Raw genomic sequence first — 21614 nt, forward strand, 5'->3', positions numbered from 1 at the left:
ACGAGTGGTTACGGGCGTACGACGCGCAAGTGGACGTACCCAGGCGCCTTTGATCTGGGTACATTCCTCGCCGTCAGGGCAGCCACCGCGTCCTCGAGGAGTCGAGACCCGTGTCGGAAAACAAAGATCCCCAGGTAGCGAACGCGCCGAAGTTCGTTTACGACTTCACCGAGGGCAACAAGGACCTCAAGGACCTCCTCGGCGGCAAGGGCGCCAACCTCGCCGAGATGACCAACCTGGGTCTCCCGGTCCCTCCCGGCTTCACGATCACCACCGAGGCCTGCAAGACCTACCTCGACAGCGGCGAGGAGCCCGCGGCACTGCGTGACGAGGTGAGTGCGCACCTCGACGCCCTCGAAGAGAAGATGGGCAAGAAGCTCGGCCAGGCCGACGACCCCCTCCTCGTGTCGGTGCGTTCCGGGGCCAAGTTCTCCATGCCCGGCATGATGGACACCGTCCTCAACATCGGCCTGTCCGACAAGTCGGTGCAGGGCCTGGCCAAGCAGGCCGGCGACGACCGGTTCGCGTGGGACTCCTACCGCCGCCTGATCCAGATGTTCGGCAAGACCGTCCTCGGCGTCGACGGCGACCTCTTCGAGGAGGCGCTGGAGGCGGCGAAGACGGCCAAGAAGGTCACGGTCGACACCGAGCTGGAGGCCGCCGACCTCAAGAAGCTCGTCACCAAGTTCAAGAAGATCGTCAAGACCGAGGCCGGCCGGGACTTCCCGCAGGACCCGCGCGAGCAGATGGACCTCGCCATCAAGGCGGTCTTCGACTCCTGGAACGGCGAGCGCGCCAAGCTCTACCGCCGCCAGGAGCGCATCCCGCACGACCTCGGCACCGCCGTCAACGTCTGCTCCATGGTCTTCGGCAACCTCGGCCCCGACTCCGGCACCGGCGTCGCCTTCACCCGCGACCCCGCCTCGGGACACCAGGGCGTGTACGGCGACTACCTGCAGAACGCCCAGGGCGAGGACGTCGTCGCCGGCATCCGCAACACCGTCGCGCTGGCGGAGCTGGAGCAGATCGACAAGAAGTCGTACGACCAGCTGATGCAGATCATGGAGACGCTGGAGAACCACTACCTGGACCTGTGCGACATCGAGTTCACCATCGAGCGCGGTCAGCTGTGGATGCTCCAGACCCGCGTCGGCAAGCGCACGGCGGGCGCCGCCTTCCGCATCGCCACCCAGCTCGTCGACCAGGGCCTCATCGACGAGGCCGAGGCACTCCAGCGGGTCAACGGCGCCCAGCTCGCCCAGCTGATGTTCCCGCGCTTCGACGACGAGGCGAAGGTCGAGCAGGTCGGCCGCGGCATCGCCGCCTCGCCGGGCGCGGCCGTCGGCAAGGCCGTCTTCGACTCGTACACGGCCGTCAAGTGGTCCCGTTCCGGCGAGAAGGTCATTCTGATCCGCCGCGAGACCAACCCCGACGACCTGGACGGCATGATCGCCGCCGAGGGCATCCTCACCTCGCGCGGCGGCAAGACCTCCCACGCGGCCGTGGTCGCGCGCGGCATGGGCAAGACCTGTGTCTGCGGCGCGGAGGAGCTGGAGGTCGACACCAAGCGCCGCCGGATGACCGTGCCCGGCGGGCACGTCGTCGAGGAGGGCGACGTCGTCTCCATCGACGGCTCCTCCGGCAAGGTCTACCTCGGCGAGGTGCCGGTCGTGCCGTCCCCGGTCGTCGAGTACTTCGAGGGCCGCATGCACGCGGGCGCCGAGGACGCCGACGAACTGGTCGAGGCCGTGCACCGCATCATGGCCTTCGCCGACCGCAAGCGCCGGCTGCGGGTGCGCGCCAACGCCGACAACGCCGAGGACGCGCTGCGCGCCCGCCGGTTCGGCGCCCAGGGCATCGGCCTGTGCCGCACCGAGCACATGTTCCTCGGCGACCGGCGCGAGCTGGTGGAGCGGCTGATCCTGGCCGACACCGAGGCCGTGCGCGAGGAGTCCCTGAAGGAGCTGCTGCCGCTCCAGAAGCAGGACTTCGTCCAGCTCTTCGAGTCGATGGACGGCCTGCCGGTCACCGTCCGCCTCCTCGACCCGCCGCTGCACGAGTTCCTGCCCGACATCACCGAGCTCTCGGTCCGCGTGGCGCTCGCCGAGTCCCGTCAGGAGCCGCACGAGAACGAGCTGCGGCTGCTCCAGGCCGTGCACCGGCTGCACGAGCAGAACCCGATGCTGGGCCTGCGCGGCGTCCGCCTCGGCCTGGTCATCCCCGGCCTGTTCACCATGCAGGTCCGCGCCATCGCCGAGGCCGCCGCCGAGCGCAAGGCTGCCAAGGGCGACCCGCGCGCCGAGATCATGATCCCGCTGGTCGGCACCGTCCAGGAGCTGGAGATCGTCCGCGAGGAGGCCGACCAGGTCATCGCCGAGGTCGAGGCGGCCACCGGCGCCAAGCTCAAGCTGTCGATCGGCACGATGATCGAGCTGCCGCGCGCCGCGCTGACCGCCGGCCAGATCGCCGAGGCCGCGGAGTTCTTCTCCTTCGGCACCAACGACCTGACCCAGACCGTGTGGGGCTTCAGCCGCGACGACGTCGAGGCCAGCTTCTTCACGGCCTACCTGGAGAAGGGCATCTTCGGCGTCTCCCCGTTCGAGACCATCGACAAGGACGGCGTCGGCTCCCTGGTCGCCGCCGCCGCGACGGCCGGCCGCGCCACGCGTCCCGACCTGAAGCTCGGCGTCTGCGGCGAGCACGGCGGCGACCCGGAGTCGGTGCACTTCTTCCACGAGGTGGGTCTGGACTACGTCTCCTGCTCCCCGTTCCGGATCCCCGTGGCCCGTCTGGAGGCGGGCCGGGCGGCGTCGCAGTCGAAGGGCAGCGACCACCGGTAACCCCCGGAGGGGCATCGAGCCCCGGAGCCGCCGTCTGTCACCCGACCACCCTCACCGATCGGCGGCGGCTCCGGACCACGAGAAAAGGCGGCACCCGTGCGGGGGTGCCGCCTTTCGCGCGCCGTCCGGCCGCCTCGTGCGGCACGTTCACGTACGGCCGCCTTTTGTGACGCGTTCAACGGTGTGAATTCCCGTGTGCTGAGCAGCAGCAAGCTGTCAGCAGAATTGGAGCGCCCTGGCAGCGGACAGCGGCCGGCACCCGGAACGGTGGTTGGATGACGCAGACGGAGCACAGGGAACCGGCCGGCACGACCGACCGGGGCGGAAGCGGGGACAGAACCGCCGACGCGGTGCCCAGCCCCCGGGCCGGCGCGCAGGAGCGGGTCCCCGAGGCCGGGCCTCCCGTTCGCAGGAACCGGCTCGCGGCCCTGGACGGACTGCGGTTCCTGGCGGCGCTGTCCGTGGTCTTCTTCCACTTCGTCGGGCAGGTGCCCTCCACGATGGAGACCATCTGGGACCGCCCCGTCGACACCGTCTTCCCCGAGGCCCACGGCTACTTCGCCTACGGCCGGCTCGGCGTCGAACTCTTCTTCCTGATCAGCGGTTTCGTCATCTGCATGAGCGCGTGGGGCCGCACCCCGCGCGACTTCTTCATCTCCCGCGTCACCCGGCTGTACCCGATGTACTGGGCGGCCATCGCGATCACGGCCTGCGTCGTCTACTTCGCCGACAACCCGTTCGGACAACCGCACCCGCGCGTGCTGTTCGCCAACCTGACGATGCTCCAGACCCCGCTCGGCGTGGAGAACCTCGACTCCGTCTACTGGACGCTCTGGCCCGAGCTGTGCTTCTACCTGACCTTCGCGGTCGTGGTGTGGAAGGGCCTGACCTACCAGCGCGTGGTGATCTACTGCGGGCTGTGGACCGTCGCCGCCGTGCTCGCGCCCAGTGCCGACATCCACCTGCTGACGCTGCTGGTGAATCCGCCGTCCGCCCCGTACTTCATCGCCGGCATGGCCTTCTACCTCATGTACCGCTACCGGCCGACGCCGCTGCTGTGGGGCATCGTCGCCATGTCGTGGCTGGTGGCGCTGCACTACCTGCTGACGCCCGACGGGGGCCGCCTCAACTGGGACTCGTGGCAGCCGAACCGCGCCTGGCTGGTCCTGGTGATCACGGTGTTCTTCCTGCTGATCGCCGCCGTCGCCCTCGGCTGGACCAGCCGCGTCCGCTGGGGCGGACTGACCGTGGCGGGCACGCTGACCTTCCCGCTGTACCTGCTGCACGACGCCATCGGCGTCAACGTCCTGCACCGCTTCGGCGGCCGGGCCGACGCCTGGGCCCTGGTCTGCGTCACCGTCGCCGCGCTGGTCGCGCTGTCGTACGTCGTGCAGCGGTTCGTCGAGCGCCCGGTGGCCAGGGCCGCACGGCGCTGGCTGAGCAGCGCCGCCTTCAGCCTCAAGGCCCCGGAGCCCCGCCGCTGAACGGACGGGGCTCCGAGGACGCGTGAAGCGGGGCCGGGCCGGGGGTCAGGCCGCGCCGCCGTCGCCGCGGCGCCGGCGCACGGCCAGCAGCAGTCCGCCGCCGGCGAGCACGACGACCGCGCCGCCCGCCGCGATGTACGGCGTGCTGTCGTCGCCACCGGTCTCGGCCAGGTCGGTGCCCTGCTGCCCGGCGGCCTCGTCCCCGCCGCCCGCCTCGCTCCCGGAGTCCGTCCCGCTCCCGGAGTCCTCTCCGCTCCCGGTGCCCGCCGCGTCGTCGGTGTCCTTGTCGCTCGCGGGCACGAAGTCGGCCGGCGGCTTGTCGCAGCCGACGCCGTCCTTGTCGCGGTCCAGGCGCTCGCCGTAGTGCGCGTCGCCCTTCTTGATGTTGGAGTAGCCGTTCTCGTACGCCTCGGAGCAGTTCTTGAACGGGTGGGTGCCGTCGTGCGCCTGGGCGGCGGCGGCCGGCAGGGCGGCCAGGGCCAGTGCGGCGACGGTCACGGCGGCGGGCTTGCGGAGCAGCTTCATCAGGAGTCCCGGAAGTGGTGTCGTTGGTGTGGAGGAGCGGATATGAAGTGACGAAGCTATTGAGGTGCGCGAGATGTGGTGGGGATATGAAGGAGTCGTGACGAGAACGTGACGTGACCGGACGGTAGCTCTCCGCTCAGAGGCGCCGAGCGCGTACGGTGGGGCGGGTCCGGACCAGCGAAGGAGCCGCGGATGACCGGCTGGAACACGAGTGACATCCCCGACCTGGACGGGCGCGTCGCCGTAGTCACCGGCGCCAACGGCGGCCTCGGCTACGTCATCGCCCGGGAGCTGGCGCGCAAGGGCGCCACCGTCGTGCTCGCCTGCCGGAACGAGGCGCGGGGGAGCGCGGCCGTGGAGCGTCTCCTCGGCGAGGTGCCCTCCGCCGCCGTGGAACCGGCGCGGCTGGACCTCGGCGACCTGGGATCGGTCCGGGAGTTCGCCTACGGGCTGCCGTACGAGCGGGTCGACCTCCTCGTCAACAACGCCGGGGTGATGGCGCTGCCCCACGGGACGACGGCGGACGGCTTCGAGACGCAGTTCGGCGTCAACCACCTGGGCCACTTCGCCCTCACCGGGCTGCTGCTGCCCTCCCTGCTCGCCGCGCCCGGGGCCCGGATCGTGACCGTCTCCAGCTTCCTGCACGTGCTGGCCAAGGTCGATCCGCGCGACCTCAACAGCGTGCGGCGGTACGGGCGCTGGACCGCCTACGCCCGTTCGAAGTCCGCCAACCTGCTCTTCACCCACGAGCTGGCGCGCCGGCTCGCGGCACGCGAGGGCGCCTCGGACGTACGCGCCGTCGCCGCCCACCCCGGCTACGCCGAGACCGGTCTCCAGACCGCCGGACCCCGTGCCGAGGGGCGCCGGCTCGCCGAGCGGCTGGCACGGCTCGGGAACCGGGTCGTCGCCCAGTCGGCCGAGGCCGGCGCGCTGCCCGTCCTGTACGCGGCGACCGCGCCCGGCGTCCCCTCCGACTCCTTCACCGGCCCGTCCTTCGCGATGTGGCGCGGGGCGCCCGCACCGTCCTGGCGGGCGCCCTGGACCACCGACGACGCGATGGGGGAGCGGCTGTGGGCCGCCTCCGAGCGGCTGACGGGGGTCGTCTACAAACCGTTGCTGCCCTGAGTGCTCTGAGTGCCCTGAGTGCCCTGAGCGTCCCGAGGCCGCGCAGGGGCCGCGTCGGGCGGCCTTCAGTCAGGCGGCCTTCACCTCGTACGTCTCCACCCGGATCGCCTCGTCGTCCAGGCACTCCCCGGTCGTGAGGTCGAAGCGTTGTTTGAGCAGCGGGGAGGCGACGAACGGGCGGCCCCGGTGGGTGCCGGTCAGGCCGCGGGAGAGGACCGCCGCGCCGGTGAACGGGTCCCGGTTGTCGATGGCGTACAGCCCGCCGTCCCGGTCGCGGAACAGGGCCACCTGGCCGCCGTCCGGCAGCAGGGCCGCCACGCCCCGGCCCGGGAGCAGGGCGCCGAGGTCGCAGGCCGTGAACCAGTCGTCCGCCAGCCGGAGCCGGACCTTCAGGTCGGTCGTCTCGGGCGCGAGGGTCTCGGATGCCAGGGTCATCGCCGGGTGCTTCCTTCCAGGAGGTCGTCTTCCGAGGGGCGCCGCAGGCCGATGTCCAGCAGCGGCAGGTCGGGCTTCATCTGGTCGCGCTCGGGCACGAAGCCCACGACCGGGTCCGGGGTGTCTGGCGCGTTCACGAAGGACACGAACCGGGCCAGTCTTTCCGGGTCGTGGATGGTCTCCGCCCACTCGTCCCGGTAGTGCGAGACGTGGGCGGACATCAGGGACTCCAGCTCGTCGCAGATGCCGAGCGAGTCGTGCACGACGACGTCCCGTACGTGGTCCAGGCCGCCCGGGATGCGCTCCAGCCAGGTGGAGGTGCGCTCCAGCCTGTCGGCGGTGCGGATGTAGAACATCAGGAACCGGTCGATCAGGCGGACCAGTTCGGCGTCCGAGAGGTCCTGCGCGAGGAGGTCCGCGTGGCGCGGGGTGGCGCCGCCGTTGCCGCCGACGTACAGGTTCCAGCCGTTGGAGGTGGCGATCACGCCGAAGTCCTTCGACTGGGCCTCGGCGCACTCGCGGGCGCACCCGGAGACCGCCGACTTCAGCTTGTGCGGGGACCTGAGGCCCCGGTAGCGCAGCTCCAGGTCGATGGCCATGCGCACCGAGTCCTGGACGCCGTAGCGGCACCAGGTCTGCCCCACGCAGGACTTCACCGTGCGCAGCGACTTGCCGTACGCGTGCCCCGACTCGAAGCCGGCGTCCACCAGCCGCGCCCAGATCAGCGGCAGCTGCTCGACGCGGGCGCCGAACATGTCGATGCGCTGACCGCCGGTGATCTTGGTGTAGAGCCCGAAGTCCCGGGCGATCTCGCCGATGACGATCAGCTTCTCCGGGGCGATCTCACCGCCGGGGATGCGCGGCACGACGGAGTACGAGCCGTTGCGCTGGAGGTTGGCCAGGAAGTGGTCGTTGGTGTCCTGGAGCGCGGCCTGCTCGCCCTCCAGGACGTAGCCGCTCGCCCCGATCGCCGGGGCCAGCGAGGCGATGATCGAGCCGACCGCCGGCTTGCACACCTCGCAGCCCTCACCGCCCCGCGCACCCTCCCGGCCGTGCCGGTCCAGCAGCTCGCGGTAGGAGGTGATCCGCAGGGCGCGGACGATCTCGTACAGCTCCTCGCGGGTCTGCGCGAAGCAGCCGCACAGCCCCTTGTCGACCTCGACGCCGCTCGCCTCCAGCTCGGCGGTGACCAGCTGGCCGAGCACCTTGACGCAGGAGCCGCAGCCGGTGCCGGCCCTGGTGCACTTCTTCACCTCGGGCACGGTCGTGCAGGAGTGCTCCGTCACCGCGCCGCGGATGGTGCCCTTGGTGACGTTGTGGCAGGAGCAGATCACCGCGTCGTCGGGCAGCGCGGCCGGGCCCAGCTGGGCCGGGGCACCGGCACCGGCGGGCAGTACCAGGGACTCGGGGGAGACCGGCGGGACCGAGCCGGTGAAGGCGCGCAGGGTGCCGTACGCCTCCGCGTCGCCGACCAGGATGCCGCCGAGCAGCGTGCCGTCGCGGCCGACGACCAGCTTCTTGTACAGGCCCGTGCGGGAGTCGGAGTAGACGACGTCCAGGCAGTCCTCGGCGGTGCCGTGCGCGTCGCCGAAGGACGCCACGTCCACGCCGAGCAGCTTCAGCTTGGTGGACAGGTCGGCGCCGGTGAAGGACGCCTCGTCGTCGGCGATCGTGGCGGCCGCTGTCTCGGCCTGCTCGTACCCGGGCGCCACCAGCCCGTAGACCCGGCCGTCGGCCGCCAGCGCGCACTCGCCGATCGCGAACACGTGCGGATCGGTGACCGTGCGGCACTGCTCGTCGACGCTGATCCCGCCGCGCTCGCCGACCGCGAGCCCGCAGTCCCGGGCCAGCTGGTCGCGGGGCCGGACACCGGCGCTGAACACCACGAGGTCGGTGGCGAGTTCGGAGCCGTCGGACAGCTGCATGCCGGTGACGGCGCCGTCCTCGCCCACCACGACCTCTTGCGTCCCGACGCCCGTGTGGACGGACAGCCCCATCTCCTCGATGGTGCGCAGCAGCGCCGCGCCGCCGCCCTCGTCGACCTGCACCGGCATCAGGCGCGGCGCGAACTCCACGATGTGCGAGGTGAGCCCGAGCCCCTTGAGCGCACCGGCCGCCTCCAGGCCGAGCAGCCCGCCGCCGACCACGGCACCGGTCGCCGCCCGCGTCTTCGCGTACTCCTCGATGGCGAGGAGGTCCTCGATCGTCCGGTAGACGAAGCAGCCCTCGGCGTCCTTGCCGGGCACCGGCGGCACGAACGGGTAGGAGCCTGTGGCCAGGACGAGGACGTCGTAGTCGACGACCAGCCCCGAGCGGGCGGTCACCTTGCGCGCCTCCCGGTCGACGGTCTCCGCCGGGTCCCCGACGCGCAGCTCGATGCCGTGCTCGTCGAGGAAGGCGAGGTCGGTCATCGACAGGTCCTCGGGGGTCTTCCCCGAGAAGTACGAGGTGAGGTGGACGCGGTCGTAGGCGGGGCGCGGCTCCTCGCACAGGACGACCACGCGGTGCGTGCGGGTCAGGCCGCGCTCGGCGAGGGCCTCCAGGAAGCGCTGGCCGACCATGCCGTGGCCGACCAGCACGATCGTCGGGGTGTGCCCCGGGGTGGCGGTCATCAGGAGCCTCCGTCTTGGGTGAGCAGGTGGAGCAGGGGGCCGCCGTCGGAGGGGAGCGGCTCTGCTCCCTCCCAGGCGCGCGCCAGCGCGCCGACGGTGCCGAGTTCGCCGACCAGGACCCCGCCGACCAGCCGGTCACCGCGGACGACGACCTTGCGGTAGGTGCCCCGGGTGGCGTCGGCGAGCTGCACGACGTCGTCCCCGGGGCGGGGGTCGGTCTCGCCGAACGCGGCGAGGTCGAGGGGGTCGAAGGGGCTGTCGGACCCGGTGAGGGTGAGCCGGGTCAGCGCGCGGGTGCCGGTGTAGTACCGGGGAGCGGCCCCGCCCTCCGCGAGCAGCTCGGCCAGCACGCCGGCCTGTTCGAGGGCGGGCGCGGCCAGCCCGTACACGCGTCCCCCGTGCTGGGCGCAGTCGCCGACGGCGCGGATGTGCGGGTCCGAGGTGCGCAGCTCGTCGTCCACGAGGACGCCCTCGCCGACCTCGAGCCCCGCCTCCCGCGCGAGCCCGACCCGGGGGCGGACCCCGCAGGCGAGCACGACCAGGTCGGCGCCGAGGGCGTACCCGTCGCCCATCTCCACGGACCGCACCGCCCCGCCGACGCTGCGCACGTCCCGTACCCGGCACTCGGTGTGCACCTCCACGCCGAGGCCCTCCAGGTGCCGCCGCACCAGCGCCGAGGCCGCCGGGTCGAGCTGCCGCTCCATCAGCCGCTCGGACTGCTGGGCGAGGACGACCTGGGCGCCGCGCACGGCCAGCGCACGGGCGGCGGACACACCGAGGAGCCCGCCGCCGACGACGACGACCCTCGTCCCCGGCCGTACCGCCTTCGACAGGCCCAGGCAGTCGTCCATGGTCCGGAACGCGTGCACGCCCTCGGGCAGCCCGTGGTCCGGGGTGAACAGGCCGCGCAGGGGCGGCAGCACGGCGTTGGAGCCGGTGGCCAGGACCAGCGTGTCGTACGCGATCACGGATCCGTCGGCGCAGCGCACGGTCCGCCCGGCCCGGTCGATGCCGGTGACCCGGCCGCGCAGCAGCCCGGCGGGCGCCGGCAGGGCGGTCACCTCGGGGCCGTACCGTCCGGCCAGCACCTCGGCGAGCAGCACCCGGTTGTACGGGCGGTGCTCCTCGTCGCCGACCAGCAGCGCGGGCGTGCCCAGCTCACCGAGCCGCCGGGCGAGCGTCACGCCCGCGAGCCCGGCGCCGATCACCACCACACGCGTCTTCGAGGTCATGGCACCGAGCGTGCGACGCGGGTGTTACCCGGCCGCATCCCTTCTGTTTCCCACGGGGAACGCTGCCCTCAGCGGGGGCGGCCGGTCCCTGTGAGGGGGGCGGGAACCTCAGAAGTCCCTCATCTCGATGGACCGCACATCCATCCCGTCCATAGGGTCGCGATCATGCCCGACATATCGCTGACCACGGTCGTCCTGCTCTGCCTCGCCGCGCTCGCGGCCGGCTGGATCGACGCCGTGGTCGGCGGTGGCGGCCTCCTGCTCCTGCCCGCCCTGCTGCTCGGCCTGCCCTCCGGCACCCCGGCCGCGCACGCGCTCGGCACCAACAAGGCGGTCGCCATCGTCGGCACCACGGGCGCGGCGGTGACGTACGCCCGCAAGGCGCCGGTGGACGTGCGCACCGCCGTACGCATCGGTCTGGCGGCGCTGGCCGGGTCGTCGGGCGGTGCCTTCTTCGCGGCCGGGATGAGCACCGAGGTCCTGAAGCCGGTGATCATGGTGGTGCTGCTCGCGGTCGCGGCCTTCGTGATCCTGCGCCCCGCCTTCGGCACCGCGCCCGCCACCGGCCCGGCCACCCGCCGCCGGATCCTCGCCGCGATCGGCCTCGCGGGCCTCGGCATCGGCTTCTACGACGGCCTCATCGGCCCCGGCACGGGAACCTTCCTGGTCCTGGCCCTCACCGCCCTGCTCCACCTGGACCTGGTGACCGCGTCCGCCACGGCCAAGATCGTCAACTGCTGCACCAACGCGGGCGCCCTCGCCACGTTCGCCTGGCAGGGCGCGGTGCTGTGGCAGCTGGCCGCCCTGATGGCCGTCTTCAACCTGGCCGGCGGCATGTTCGGCGCCCACACGGCCCTGAAGAAGGGCAGCGGCTTCGTCCGCGTCGTCCTGCTGACGGTCGTCTTCGCCCTGGTGGCGAACCTGGCGTACGAGCAGTGGGTGGCGTAGCCCTTGCGGGCGGGGACGGCGCTTCGCTCTCACCGGCTCCCGGTCAGGTGCGCGAAGACGACCACGTTCCCCTGGTACCCGGTGCTGCGTGAGTAGGCGCCGCCGCAGGTGATGACCCGCAGTTCGGGACGGTCGGCCGCGCCGTAGACCTTGTCGTCGGGGAAGGCGTCGGCGGCGTAGACCTCCACCGCGTCCACCGTGAAGACGGCGACGCCGCCGTCGCGCCGGTCGACCTCGATCGTCGAGCCCTTCTTCAGGGCGCCGAGCCTGTAGAACACGGCGGGGCCCTCGGCGTTGTCGACGTGCCCGGCGACGATCGCGGTGCCCGTCTCGCCGGGGGTGGTGCCGGCCTCGTACCAGCCGGCGAGGTTCTTCCTCTCGGCGGGCGGCACGTCCAGGCTGCCCGTCCCGGTCAGGCCGAGGCCCGTCAGCGGGGCGTCCACGCCGATCGCCGGGATGCGGACGCGGTCCGGCGGGGAGGGCGGCAGCGCCGGTGCGGCGGCGCCCCGGCCGGTCCGGTCGGCCTCACCGGTGGTGCCTGACTGCGCGGCCGAGGGCTGCGGCGGGGCGTCGGTGCGGGCGCCGCCGAGCAGCAGCCACCCCCCTGAGCAGAGGGCGACCGCGGTGACGGCCGCTATCGCGGTGTCCTTGACCCTGCGCATGACGTCCCCTCTCCCTCGGATCCCTGGAACCCGGCCCCCTCCGGGCCGCGAGGGGCGTCGGACCCGGAGGGGGTGGGGAAGTGCGGTACCGGCGGACGGGCAGCGGAGGGTGCCCGTCAGATCCCGTCGCCTCTCGCCCGGCGATGCAGGAGCCAGGTACCGCCCGCGGCGGCGACGGCGAGAGCCGCCACGCCGGCCGCGGTCTGCACGGGATCGGGGCCAAGAGCGCCGCCGACCCCCGTCTTCACGCTTCCTCTGGGGTACACCCGCTCGGCGGCCGAGGTCAGCGTGACCACGAGGTCCCCCGTCACCCGCCGCTCGTCGTCCCCACAGGTCGCGACGATCTCGTACGTCCCCGGCTGCGCGCTCGGCGGCACCTCGAAGTGCCCCGTCGCCTCGCCCTCGCCCGTACCCGGCGCCAGCGGGAACGCGCCCGCGCCGACCGCGCTGGCGTCACCCGCCGCCGAGCCGCCCTTTCCGCACGCCGCGGTCGTCACCACGGCCCGCTCGCCCGGCACGACCGAGGACGGATACACCGTCAGGCCGCCACCGGCGACGGCCTGACCGGCGTACACCGGGGCCGCGGTGGTCAGACCGACGGCCGCGGCGGCGAGCGCGGTACCGGTCAGCAGGCGGGCGGTACGTCGCATCGGTGCTCCTTTGAGCTCTTCGGTGGCCCCTGCCCTACCGAGGAAAGTGGCACCGGGCCCGGCCCGCCCCCCGAGCGGTGTGAACGGGTGACCGGTGCCTCCGAACGGGCCCGAAGAGTGACGCGGCTTGACCTCAAGAAAGCTTGAGGTACGAGGCTCTCCCACATGAACACAACGACCGCACCGCTCCGCGTGACCCTGCTCGTCGGCAGCAACCGCCACGGCCGCTTCGGCCCCGTCGTCGCCGACTGGCTCCTGGACCACCTGCGGGCCCACGACGACTTGGTTCCCGAGGTGGTGGACGTCGCCGGGACCGACCTGCCCACGACCTTCGCCCCGACCCCGGAAGCGACCGCCGCACTGGCGGAGATCACCCCGAAACTGGCGCACGCCGAGGCGTTCGTCGTGCTGACCCCCGAGTACAACCACTCGTTCCCGGCGGGTCTGAAGAACGTCATCGACTGGCACTTCACCGAGTGGCGGGCCAAGCCCGTCGGCCTGGTCTCCTACGGCGGCCTGGCCGGCGGCCTGCGGGCCGCGGAGCACCTGCGCCAGGTCTTCGCCGAACTGCACGCCGTCACCGTCCGCGACACCGTCTCCTTCCACAACGCGGGTGCGTCCTTCGACGACGAGGGCAGGCTCAAGGACCCGTCGGGGCCGGACGCGGCGGCCAAGACGATGCTCGACCAGCTGGTGTGGTGGGGGCAGGCCCTGCGGGAGGCGAAGGAGAAGCGGCCCTATGGCGGCGCGTAAGACGCCGTAGGGACGTCATAGGAACTTCCTATGGCGCCCGCTGCAATTTCGTCTTTGCTCCTGGTTCTTTCCCGGATCTACCGTGAGTGCGTCATCACGAGATTACGGAAAGGGCAGTGGAATGACTGCGAACGAAAACGCATCGGAAAATCGGGAATTCGCCGGAAAACGGGCCCTCGTCACGGGCGGCACCCGGGGGATCGGAGCGGCCGTCGTACGCCGGCTCCTGGCGGCGGGCGCCGAGGTGATCACCACCGCCAGGTCGGCGGCCGGCACGGCGCCGGAGGGGGCCGCGTTCGTGCCGGCCGACGTGCGCACCCCGGCCGGGGCGGAGGCGCTCGCCACGGCCGCGCAGGAGCTGCTCGGCGGGGTGGACGTCCTGGTCCACAACGCGGGCGGGGCGCGGCCGCACAAGGACGGTCTGGCCGTCCCGGACGAGGAGTGGCGGGACGCGCTGGACCTGAACCTCCTCGCGGCGGTCCGGCTGGACTCGCTGCTGGCACCGAGCATGCGGGGGCGCCGCTCGGGGGCGATCGTGCACATCTCGTCGGCCGCGGTGGTCCCGCCGGTGCCCCCGTTCCTGCACTACCAGGCGGCGAAGGCGGCACTGGAGACCTACAGCCGGGGACTGGCCTCGGTGCTGGCCCCCTCCGGCGTCCGGGTCAACACGGTGAGCCCCGGCCGGACCTCCACCCCCGGCGGGGAGGAGACCCGGGAGAACTGGGCGAGCCTGAACGCGGGACCGGGACCGACCGGCACCGCACCGCTGGGACGCGACGGCCGGCCCGAGGACATCGCCGAGGCGGTGCTGTTCCTCGCCTCCGGCCGGGCGGGCTGGGTGACCGGGACCAACCTCGTCGTGGACGGCGGGGAATTCCCGCGGGGCTGACACCCCGTGGAATTCCGGAACAGAGAGAAGGCCGAAAATGAGGGCCGGAAAGGAAAAGGGGTCCCTGGGAATGGGTGAGTACAGCGGCAAGAACGCCGTGATCACGGGCGGCGGAAGCGGTATGGGTTTCGCGATGGCGAAAATACTGGTGGACGGCGGAGCCCGCGTCGTGATCACCGGACGTTCCCGGGCCACGCTCGACGCCGCCCGTGAGCGGCTCGGCGCGAACGCGGTGACGGTGCCGGGCGACGTGGCCTCCCTGACCGACCTGGACACCCTGGCCGACCGGGTGAAGACCGAACTGGGCACGGTCGACGCCCTGTTCGTCAACGCCGGCGTCGCAGCCCTCACGCCCCTGGAGTCGACGACCGAGGAGGCGTACGACGAACTGTTCTCGATCAACGTCAAGGGCGCCTGGTTCACCGTGCAGAAGCTCGCCCCGTTGCTGACCACGGGCGCCGGCGTCGTCCTCACCACCTCGGTCGCCAATGTCATCGGTATGGCGGACACCAGCGTCTACGCGGCCGGGAAGGCGGCGCTGCGCTCGATGGCGCGGAACTTCTCCCGTGAGCTGCTGCCCCGCGGGATCCGGGTCAACGCGGTCAGTCCCGGCCCGGTCGACACGGGAGCCCTGGACGCCACGATGAGCGCGGCGGAGGCCGAGCGGTTCAAGGCGGAGCGGGTCGCGGACAACCCCATGCGGCGCTTCGGCACCCCCGAGGAGGTCGCGAGGGCCGCCGCCTTCCTCGCCTTCGACGCGACCTACACGACCGGCGCCGAGCTGGCCGTGGACGGCGGCGCCACCCAGCTCTGACCGAACCGGTACCAGGTCTCCTGCCGCAGGAACTCAAGCAGCGCGGTCTCCGCCGGGCCCGCGCCGGGCCGGACCGCGGCGACGACGGGCTGGGACACGGCCGGGGTCACCGGGCGGACCAGGTGCTCGTGTCCGGGCGGCACCGCGGAGGCCGGGACGAACGTCACCCCCAGTCCGTGGGCGGCCCAGCGCACGGCCGTCGCCGTCTGGGAGACGCGGGCGACCGTGGTCGGGGCGAGTCCGTTGTCCCGCAGCACGTCCACCAGTACGCCGTCGAGAGCGCTGGCGGGGTCGAACCGCACCCACGGCTCCCGCTCCAGGTCCCGCAGTTCGACCCGGTCCGCGGCGAGCTGCGGGTGCCCGGCCGCCAGCACCACCACGAACTCCTCGTCGCCGAGGTGGTGGCCGTCGTACAGGCCCTCCTCGCACGGTCCGGCCATGATGGCGAGGTCCAGTACGCCCCCGCGGGCCAGCCGCTCCAGCTCGGTCGGGTTCGGCTCCTCGAAGACGGTGACCTCGAGCCGCGGGAAGCGGCGGCGCAGTGCGCTCAGGGCGCCCGGCAGCTGCCGCGTGCCCAGGCCCATCTGCACCGCGACCACCAGCTCGCCCACCAGCTCGTCGGCGCCGGCCCGTGCCGTGGCCCGCGCCCGGCGCGCCGCGTTCACCGCGATCTCCGCCTCCCGCAGGAAGGAGCGGCCGGCCACGGTGGGCACCAGGCCGGTCGGGGTGCGGGAGAACAGCTCCACGCCGAGGTCCCGCTCCAGGCCGCGGATCTGCTGGGACACCGAGGGCTGGGCGACGCGCAGCGCCTCCGCCGCGGCCGTCACCGAGCCCTCCTCGGCGACGGCCAGGGCGTACTCGAACTGCCTCAGGCTCATCGGCTCCGTCACTCCTCGCTCGTGGTCTCGCTCGCAAGCGTAAGCGAGCACGGGAGCGAGGGGTGAGGGGCGAGACGGGCGAGGGCGAGACGGGCGAGAGGCGAGGGGCCGTCAGGCCACGCTCACCGCGCTCCACGCCGCGCCGACCGCGGCGTACTCGGCGCTGTCGGCGCCGTACAGGTCACCGGCCGCGCTCAGGGTGGCGGCGCGGGCGCCCGCGTAGTCGGTCGACGAGGTCATGTACACCGTCAGTGCCCGGTACCAGATGTCGCCGAGCTTGTCCCGGCCGATCCCCGAGACCGTGGAGCCGTCGCAGGTGGGCGAGTCGTAGGCCACGCCGCCCACGGTGCGCGCGCCGCTGCCCTCGGCCAGCAGGTAGGCGAAGTGGTTGGCGACGCCGGAGGAGTAGTGGACGTCCATGTCGCCCACCGAGGTGCTCCAGCAGTCGGCCGAACTGCCGTCCCTGCTCGGCCTGTCCATGAAGCGCAGCGCCTCGCGGCCGAAACCGTCCCGGACGACGTTCTCGCCGATCAGGTAGTCCCCGGGGTCGGCGGAGTTGCCCGCGTGCCACTCCACCAGGGTGCCGAAGATGTCGGAGGTCGCCTCGTTGAGGCCGCCGGACTCGCCCGAGTACGTCAGCGCCGCCGTCTTCGACGTCACCCCGTGCGACATCTCGTGCGCGGCGACGTCCAGCGAGACCAGCGGCCCGAAGGTCGTCCCGTCACCGTCGCCGTACGTCATGCAGAAGCAACTGTCGTCCCAGAAGGCGTTGTTGTACCGGGTGCCGTAGTGCACGCGGTTGTACGAGCCCTTGCCGTCGCCCGCGATTCCGCTGCGCCCGTGGACGTCCGCGTAGTAGTCCCAGGTGGCGTCGGTGCCGTACTGCGCGTCCACCGCGGCCGAGGCGCGGTCGTCCGCGTTCCCCGTGCCCCAGTGGTTGTCGGCGTCGGTGAACAGCGTCGCGGGCGCCCGTACCAGGCAGATGGTGAGGAAACACAGGTCGGTCTGGTTCTCCGCGTCACCCGTGTACGTGCCGCCGCGCGTCGGGTCCTTGAGCTGGTACGACGGCCCCGACTGCGTCGTCTCCAGCGGGACCGTGCCCCCGTACAGCGACTTGCCGTCGCCGGACGCCGACTCGATGGTGTCCCAGGCGTCGATGCGGGCGCCCGTGCCCGCGTCGGTCAGCACGGTGCGCGCGACCGGGTTGCCGAGGGAGTCCAGCGCCGCGGCGTTGGTCCGCCAGGCCAGCTTCGGGATGCCGTGCAGGGCGTCGACGACCAGCTCCGGCTTGGCCGTGAGCTTCTTCAGCAGCTCGCCCGGGTTGGCGGCGCGCAGTGCGTGCGCGGCCAGGTCGGCGGCCTTGGGTCCCGACAGCTTCGGGGTGACGGTGGGCAGGGAAAGGGCGGCGTCCGTCGCGCGGTCGGCGCCCCGGAAACCGCCGTCGGGCGCGAGGTGGACGACGAAGTCGCCGCCCAGGACCGGGAGCCCGCGGTAGCTGCGGTCGTAGCGGACGTGCTGGGTGCCGTCCTCGTCGACGATGACGTCGCGGGCCTCGGTGTCCTGGGCGTCCGTCAGGTCCAGGGCGGCGGCGTGGTCCGACAGGGCGGCCGCCGCGTGGTCGAGGGCGGCGGCCGGGGACGGGCGGTCGGCGGCCGTGGCGCCGGGGGCGAGAGCGGCGACCAGGAGGGTCGCGGTGGTGGCCGCGGTACCGGCCATGACGAGACGGGAACCTCTGACGTGCCGTATTCGGCTCATCGATCTCCTCGGGACAGGCGCGCCTTTCGGCGCTTGCGGGCGCTGGTGCTGACTCGGATTCAAGGACCCGAGACATGACATGTCCATAGCGCTTGCGTGGAGATCATGAGAGGAGAGGATGACGCCGCTAAGACGTCACCGTTTCCACCCGCACCGCGCACACCTTGAACTCCGGCATCCGCGAGGTCGGGTCCAGGGCCGGGTTGGTCAGCGTGTTGGCGCGGCCCTCGCCCGGCCAGTGGAAGGGCATGAACACGGTGTCGGGCCGGATGCCGGTGGTGATGCGGGCCGGTGCCACCTCCCGCCCCCGCCGGGACACGACCGCCAACGGGTCGCCCTCGGCCGCCCCGAGCCGCGCCGCCAGCCGCGGGTGCAGCTGAACGAAGGGGCCCGGCGCGGCGGCGTTCAGCTCGGCCACCCGTCGGGTCTGCGCCCCGGACTGGTACTGCGCCACGACCCGTCCCGTGGTCAGCAGCACCGGGTACTCCTCGTCCGGCTCCTCGGCGCTCGGACGGTGCGCGACGGGCGCGAAGCGGGCCCGGCCGTCGTCGGTGGCGAAGCGGTCGAGGAAGAGGCGCGGGGTGCCCGGGTGGGGCACGGGGTCCGTGTCGTCGTCCGCGCCGTCGTCCGCGGGCGGCGCCGGGCACGGCCAGAAGACGCCGCCCTCCTCCGCCAGCCGCCGGTAGTCGATCCCGGAGTAGTCCGCCGGGCCGCCCGCGCTCGCCCGCCGCAGCTCCTCGAAGACCTCCTCGGGCTCCGTCGGGAAACCCTTCTCGACGCCGAGCCGCGCGGCCAGCCCGTGCAGCACCTCCAGGTCGCCGCGCACCCCCTCCGGCGGTGTGATCGCGCGCCGCCGCAGCAGCACCCGCCCCTCCAGGCTCGTCGTGGTCCCCGTCTCCTCCGCCCACTGCGTCACCGGCAGCACCACGTCCGCCAGTTCCGCCGTCTCGGAGAGCACCACGTCGCACACGGCCAGGAAGTCCAGCGACCGCAGCCGCTCCTCGACGTGCGCGGCGCGGGGCGCGGAGACGACCGGGTTGGAGCCCATCACCAGCAGCGACCTGATGTCGGTCCCCAGCGCGTCCAGCAACTCGTACGCGCTGCGCCCCGGCCCCGGCAGCGAGTCCGGGGCCACGCCCCACACCTCGGCCACGTGCCGCCGCGCCACCGGGTCGGTCAGCTTGCGGTACCCCGGCAACTGGTCGGCCTTCTGCCCGTGTTCGCGCCCGCCCTGTCCGTTGCCCTGCCCGGTCAGACAGCCGTACCCCGACAGCGGCCGCCCGACCCGCCCCGTGGCCAGGCACAGGTTGATCCACGCGCCCACCGTGTCCGTGCCCTTGGCCTGCTGCTCGGGCCCGCGCGCGGTCAGCACCATCGCCGCCTCGGGCGCGCAGAACAGCCGCACCGCCTCCCGCAGTTCGGGAACGGACACCCCCGTGATCCGCTCCACGTACTCCGGCCAGTGCGCCATCGCCGCCGCCCGCGCCTCCTCCCAGCCGGACGTGCGCTCCTCGACGTAGGCCCCGTCGACCCGCCCCTCGGCGATCACGAGGTGCAGCAGGCCCAGCGCGAGGGCCAGATCGGTGCCGGGGCGGGGCGCGAGGTGCAGGTCGGCCTGTTCGGCGGTCCTCGTGCGGCGCGGGTCGACGACGATCAGCGTGCCGCCGTTCTCCCGCAGTTCGGTGAAGTAGCGCAGGGACGGCGGCATCGTCTCCGCCGGGTTCGACCCGACGAGGATCACGCACCCGGTCCTCGGGACGTCCTCCAGCGGGAACGGCAGCCCCCGGTCGAGCCCGAAGGCCCGTGTCCCGGCCGCCGCGGCCGACGACATGCAGAACCGCCCGTTGTAGTCGATCTGCGAGGTGCCCAGCACCACCCGGGCGAACTTGCCCAGCGCGTACGCCTTCTCGTTGGTCAGCCCGCCCCCGCCGAACACCCCGAGCGCGTCCGCCCCGTACTCCGCCCGCGTGCGCGCCAGGTTCCCGGCGATCCGGTCCAGCGCCTCGTCCCAGCCGGCCGGTGCCAGGGTCCCGTCGGCGGCCCGCACCAACGGCGAGGCCAGCCGCGCCCCCGACGCGAGCACCTCCGGCGCCGTACGCCCCTTGCCGCACAGCGCGCCCCGGTTGACGGGGAAGTCCACGCGCTCGGACACCTCGACGGTCCCGCCCTCGACGGGCGTCAGATTCATCCCGCACTGCAGGGCGCAGTACGGGCAGTGCGTGGGGGTGGTGGTGTTCTGCATGCGGCCAGCGTGCGACGCGCGTGTTACGCCACCGGTCGGCGCTCTGTTACACCGCCGGGACGGCGGCCTCCCCGCAGCGGCGGGGCCGTGGTGAGGAACGCGTCACCCGGCGTCGGCCAGGGCCCGTGCCACCCCCGGCTCCCTCGGCCCGAGGAAGTGCGGATCCGGCTCGAAGACCGCGTCCAGCGCCGCCTTGCCCGCCGCCAGGACCTCCCGCGCGCCCCCGTAGTACCAGGTCACGTCGTGCTTGTCGTCGACCCCGACGCCGTACGACGCGACCCCCGCCTCCTGGCACAGGGCCACCGCCCGCCGGATGTGGAAGCCCTGGCTGATCAGCACGGCCCGGTCCACGCCGAAGATCTTCTTCGCGCGGACGCAGGAGTCCCAGGTGTCGAAGCCCGCGTAGTCGCTGACGATCCGCCCGTCGGGCACCCCGTGCCGGACCAGGTAGGCGCGCATGGCGTCCGGCTCGTCGTACTCCGCACGGCTGTTGTCCCCGGTCACGAGCACCACCTCGATCCGCCCCGCCCGGTACAGCCCGGCCGCCGCGTCCAGCCGGTGCGCGAGGTACGGCGACGGCTCCCCGTCCCACAGCCCGGCGCCGAAGACGACCGCGACCTCGGTGCGCGGCACGTCGGCGGTGGTGCGCAGCCGGTCGTCCGTCACGACGCGCAGCCACGCGCTCGGCAGCAGCGCCAGCACGCACCCGGCCACGACCAGCTGGATCAGCCGCCGCTGCCCGGCACGGGTGCGTGGCAGACGCGGTCTGCGGAGTCTCGGGCGGAGCATCGGACGGGTTCCCTCCCCGGTCGGTTCCTGCCCCCAGGGACGCCCGCGCGGGCCGTCCGGTTCGCCGCCCGCTCACACGGACGCCCCGGCGCCGTGTGAACCGACGGAAAACCCCTGTGACACCCGTGCAACGGGAAGGCAACGTCCGGCCGTCACCCTCGACGCATGACGGCGACGACAATGACGGGACCGACGGGCAGCACGACGAGCACGGGAACCCCCGGCGGCACCCCCGCCCTGGTCGTCGTCGCCCACGGCAGCCGCGACCCGCGCGCCCTGAGCACCGTACGGGCGCTCCTCGGCCGGGTCCGCGCCCTGCGCCCCGCCCTGCCGGTGCGCCTCGGTCACCTCGAGCTGAACGAGCCCCCGCTGCCCGGCACACTGGCCGCGCTCGGCGACGGGGAGGCGGTCCTCGTCCCACTCCTCCTCAGCCGCGGCCACCACGTCGAACGGGACATCCCCGACATGGCCGCCGCCTCCCCGGCCCGCACCCGCGTGGCCGCCCCGCTCGGCCCGCACCCCCTCCTCGTGGACGCCCTGCACGACCGCCTCCTGGAGTCCGGCTGGCCTGCCCACGCGGGCCCGGACCACGCAGTCGTCCTCGCCTCCGCGGGCTCCCGCGCCCCGGCCTCCCGCGCGGACACGGCCCGCACGGCAGCACTCCTCGCCACCCGCCTGGGCGTCCCGGTCGTCCCCGCGTACGCCTCGGCGGCGGCCCCGACGGTCCCGGACGCGGTCCGCACCCTGACGGCGCGGGGCCACCACCGCACCGCCATCGCCTCCTGCTTCACCGCCCCGGGCCGCTTCGCGACGGAGTGCGCGGCCCGGGCCCCGTGGATCGCGTCGGCTCCCCTGGGCACCCACCCGTCGATGGCCCGCCTCCTGCTCCACCGCTACGACGAGGCGGTGAAGACGGGCAGCGGCTTGACGTCCAGGGCGCCGGCAACCCCCTGAGGGGCGCGGGACTGTCTCGATGTGCGG

General features: G+C 73.1%; 18 protein-coding genes. 8 read left to right on the forward strand and 10 right to left on the reverse strand.

What is annotated here, in order from left to right; genetic code table 11:
* Positions 1 to 110 precede the first annotated feature (110 nt).
* A complete protein-coding gene (ppdK, locus tag ABS735_RS05310; protein WP_373901668.1) occupies positions 111 to 2840 on the forward strand; it encodes a pyruvate, phosphate dikinase in 2730 nt (909 codons plus the stop codon).
* A 275-nt stretch (positions 2841 to 3115) separates the two neighbouring features.
* Positions 3116 to 4324, forward strand: a complete 1209-nt coding sequence (locus ABS735_RS05315; RefSeq protein ID WP_373901669.1) for an acyltransferase family protein — start codon at positions 3116 to 3118, stop codon at positions 4322 to 4324.
* 45 nt (positions 4325 to 4369) lie between these two features.
* Here ABS735_RS05315 and ABS735_RS05320 read toward each other — a convergent pair whose 3' ends face one another.
* Complete coding sequence (locus tag ABS735_RS05320; RefSeq protein WP_373901670.1) at positions 4370 to 4849, reverse strand: LAETG motif-containing sortase-dependent surface protein; 480 nt, start codon at positions 4847 to 4849, stop codon at positions 4370 to 4372.
* A 192-nt stretch (positions 4850 to 5041) separates the two neighbouring features.
* On the opposite strand from ABS735_RS05320, the gene ABS735_RS05325 reads away from it, so the two are divergent.
* Entirely contained in the window at positions 5042 to 5974 is a 933-nt protein-coding gene (locus ABS735_RS05325) for an oxidoreductase (RefSeq protein ID WP_373901671.1), read from the forward strand.
* Between the two features lie 69 nt (positions 5975 to 6043).
* On the opposite strand, the gene nirD is transcribed toward ABS735_RS05325, so the two are convergent.
* Genes nirD through ABS735_RS05340 form a run of 3 tightly spaced genes read right to left on the reverse strand, consistent with a single transcriptional unit; the run spans position 6044 to position 10253 of the window.
* Entirely contained in the window at positions 6044 to 6409 is a 366-nt protein-coding gene (nirD, locus tag ABS735_RS05330; RefSeq protein ID WP_373901672.1) for a nitrite reductase small subunit NirD, read from the reverse strand.
* Positions 6406 to 9021 carry a nitrite reductase large subunit NirB gene (nirB, locus tag ABS735_RS05335; RefSeq protein ID WP_373901673.1) on the reverse strand — a complete coding sequence of 872 codons (2616 nt, stop codon included), beginning with the start codon at positions 9019 to 9021 and terminating at the stop codon, positions 6406 to 6408. Before nirB ends, nirD begins: the two co-directional genes overlap by 4 nt.
* The gene (locus ABS735_RS05340) at positions 9021 to 10253 is read right to left on the reverse strand and encodes an NAD(P)/FAD-dependent oxidoreductase (protein ID WP_373901674.1); all 1233 of its coding nucleotides are present in this window, start codon (positions 10251 to 10253) and stop codon (positions 9021 to 9023) included. The genes nirB and ABS735_RS05340 overlap by 1 nt, the downstream gene beginning before the upstream one ends.
* A 165-nt stretch (positions 10254 to 10418) precedes the next feature.
* Between ABS735_RS05340 and ABS735_RS05345 the strand changes: the two genes are divergently transcribed.
* Positions 10419 to 11201, forward strand: coding sequence for a sulfite exporter TauE/SafE family protein (locus ABS735_RS05345; RefSeq protein ID WP_373901675.1), 783 nt, complete (start codon positions 10419 to 10421; stop codon positions 11199 to 11201).
* Positions 11202 to 11230: 29 nt separating this feature from the next.
* Here the strand turns inward: ABS735_RS05345 and ABS735_RS05350 are convergent, their stop codons facing one another.
* The gene (locus tag ABS735_RS05350) at positions 11231 to 11863 is read right to left on the reverse strand and encodes a class F sortase (protein ID WP_373901676.1); all 633 of its coding nucleotides are present in this window, start codon (positions 11861 to 11863) and stop codon (positions 11231 to 11233) included.
* Positions 11864 to 11979: 116 nt separating this feature from the next.
* Positions 11980 to 12513, reverse strand: a complete 534-nt coding sequence (locus ABS735_RS05355; RefSeq protein ID WP_373901677.1) for a hypothetical protein — start codon at positions 12511 to 12513, stop codon at positions 11980 to 11982.
* A 165-nt stretch (positions 12514 to 12678) separates the two neighbouring features.
* Here ABS735_RS05355 and ABS735_RS05360 point away from each other — a divergent pair, with 165 nt between their 5' ends.
* The 3 genes from ABS735_RS05360 (at position 12679) to ABS735_RS05370 (ending at position 14969) form a co-directional block, all read left to right on the forward strand.
* Positions 12679 to 13266: an NADPH-dependent FMN reductase gene (locus tag ABS735_RS05360; protein WP_373901678.1), complete on the forward strand. Its 588-nt coding sequence runs from the start codon at positions 12679 to 12681 to the stop codon at positions 13264 to 13266.
* 121 nt (positions 13267 to 13387) lie between these two features.
* Positions 13388 to 14155 carry an SDR family oxidoreductase gene (locus ABS735_RS05365; protein WP_373901679.1) on the forward strand — a complete coding sequence of 256 codons (768 nt, stop codon included), beginning with the start codon at positions 13388 to 13390 and terminating at the stop codon, positions 14153 to 14155.
* Between the two features lie 70 nt (positions 14156 to 14225).
* Positions 14226 to 14969 (forward strand): SDR family oxidoreductase, encoded by a 744-nt coding sequence (locus ABS735_RS05370; RefSeq protein ID WP_373901680.1) that lies wholly within the window; start codon positions 14226 to 14228, stop codon positions 14967 to 14969.
* On the opposite strand, the gene ABS735_RS05375 is transcribed toward ABS735_RS05370, so the two are convergent.
* From ABS735_RS05375 to ABS735_RS05390, 4 genes are all read right to left on the reverse strand, one after another.
* The gene (locus ABS735_RS05375) at positions 14918 to 15847 is read right to left on the reverse strand and encodes a LysR family transcriptional regulator (RefSeq protein WP_373901681.1); all 930 of its coding nucleotides are present in this window, start codon (positions 15845 to 15847) and stop codon (positions 14918 to 14920) included. The two genes, ABS735_RS05370 and ABS735_RS05375, sit on opposite strands and share 52 nt — an antisense overlap.
* A gap of 111 nt (positions 15848 to 15958) precedes the next feature.
* Entirely contained in the window at positions 15959 to 17602 is a 1644-nt protein-coding gene (locus tag ABS735_RS05380; RefSeq protein WP_373901682.1) for a M4 family metallopeptidase, read from the reverse strand.
* Positions 17603 to 17729: 127 nt separating this feature from the next.
* On the reverse strand, positions 17730 to 19844 hold the full coding sequence (locus ABS735_RS05385; protein WP_373901683.1) for a molybdopterin oxidoreductase family protein: 2115 nt from the start codon (positions 19842 to 19844) through the stop codon (positions 17730 to 17732).
* A 102-nt stretch (positions 19845 to 19946) separates the two neighbouring features.
* On the reverse strand, positions 19947 to 20633 hold the full coding sequence (locus ABS735_RS05390; RefSeq protein WP_373901684.1) for a SanA/YdcF family protein: 687 nt from the start codon (positions 20631 to 20633) through the stop codon (positions 19947 to 19949).
* 165 nt (positions 20634 to 20798) lie between these two features.
* Between ABS735_RS05390 and ABS735_RS05395 the strand changes: the two genes are divergently transcribed.
* Positions 20799 to 21587, forward strand: coding sequence for a sirohydrochlorin chelatase (locus ABS735_RS05395; RefSeq protein WP_373901685.1), 789 nt, complete (start codon positions 20799 to 20801; stop codon positions 21585 to 21587).
* The last annotated feature ends 27 nt before the right edge of the window (positions 21588 to 21614 follow it).

It is taken from the genome of Streptomyces sp. MMCC 100 (assembly GCF_041538145.2).
In the GTDB taxonomy this organism is placed as follows: domain Bacteria; phylum Actinomycetota; class Actinomycetes; order Streptomycetales; family Streptomycetaceae; genus Streptomyces.

Coding starts and splice junctions, on each gene's coding strand:
- ABS735_RS05340 (WP_373901674.1), bottom strand. CDS start 10,253: ATGACCTCGAAGACGCGTGTGGTGGTGATCGGCGCCGGGCTCGCGGGC.
- ABS735_RS05375 (WP_373901681.1), bottom strand. CDS start 15,847: ATGAGCCTGAGGCAGTTCGAGTACGCCCTGGCCGTCGCCGAGGAGGGC.
- ABS735_RS05385 (WP_373901683.1), bottom strand. CDS start 19,844: ATGCAGAACACCACCACCCCCACGCACTGCCCGTACTGCGCCCTGCAG.
- nirD (WP_373901672.1), bottom strand. CDS start 6,409: ATGACCCTGGCATCCGAGACCCTCGCGCCCGAGACGACCGACCTGAAG.
- ABS735_RS05325 (WP_373901671.1), top strand. CDS start 5,042: ATGACCGGCTGGAACACGAGTGACATCCCCGACCTGGACGGGCGCGTC.
- ABS735_RS05380 (WP_373901682.1), bottom strand. CDS start 17,602: ATGAGCCGAATACGGCACGTCAGAGGTTCCCGTCTCGTCATGGCCGGT.
- ABS735_RS05365 (WP_373901679.1), top strand. CDS start 13,388: ATGACTGCGAACGAAAACGCATCGGAAAATCGGGAATTCGCCGGAAAA.
- ABS735_RS05345 (WP_373901675.1), top strand. CDS start 10,419: ATGCCCGACATATCGCTGACCACGGTCGTCCTGCTCTGCCTCGCCGCG.
- ABS735_RS05395 (WP_373901685.1), top strand. CDS start 20,799: ATGACGGCGACGACAATGACGGGACCGACGGGCAGCACGACGAGCACG.
- ABS735_RS05320 (WP_373901670.1), bottom strand. CDS start 4,849: ATGAAGCTGCTCCGCAAGCCCGCCGCCGTGACCGTCGCCGCACTGGCC.
- nirB (WP_373901673.1), bottom strand. CDS start 9,021: ATGACCGCCACCCCGGGGCACACCCCGACGATCGTGCTGGTCGGCCAC.
- ABS735_RS05315 (WP_373901669.1), top strand. CDS start 3,116: ATGACGCAGACGGAGCACAGGGAACCGGCCGGCACGACCGACCGGGGC.
- ABS735_RS05355 (WP_373901677.1), bottom strand. CDS start 12,513: ATGCGACGTACCGCCCGCCTGCTGACCGGTACCGCGCTCGCCGCCGCG.
- ABS735_RS05390 (WP_373901684.1), bottom strand. CDS start 20,633: ATGCTCCGCCCGAGACTCCGCAGACCGCGTCTGCCACGCACCCGTGCC.
- ABS735_RS05360 (WP_373901678.1), top strand. CDS start 12,679: ATGAACACAACGACCGCACCGCTCCGCGTGACCCTGCTCGTCGGCAGC.
- ABS735_RS05370 (WP_373901680.1), top strand. CDS start 14,226: ATGGGTGAGTACAGCGGCAAGAACGCCGTGATCACGGGCGGCGGAAGC.
- ABS735_RS05350 (WP_373901676.1), bottom strand. CDS start 11,863: ATGCGCAGGGTCAAGGACACCGCGATAGCGGCCGTCACCGCGGTCGCC.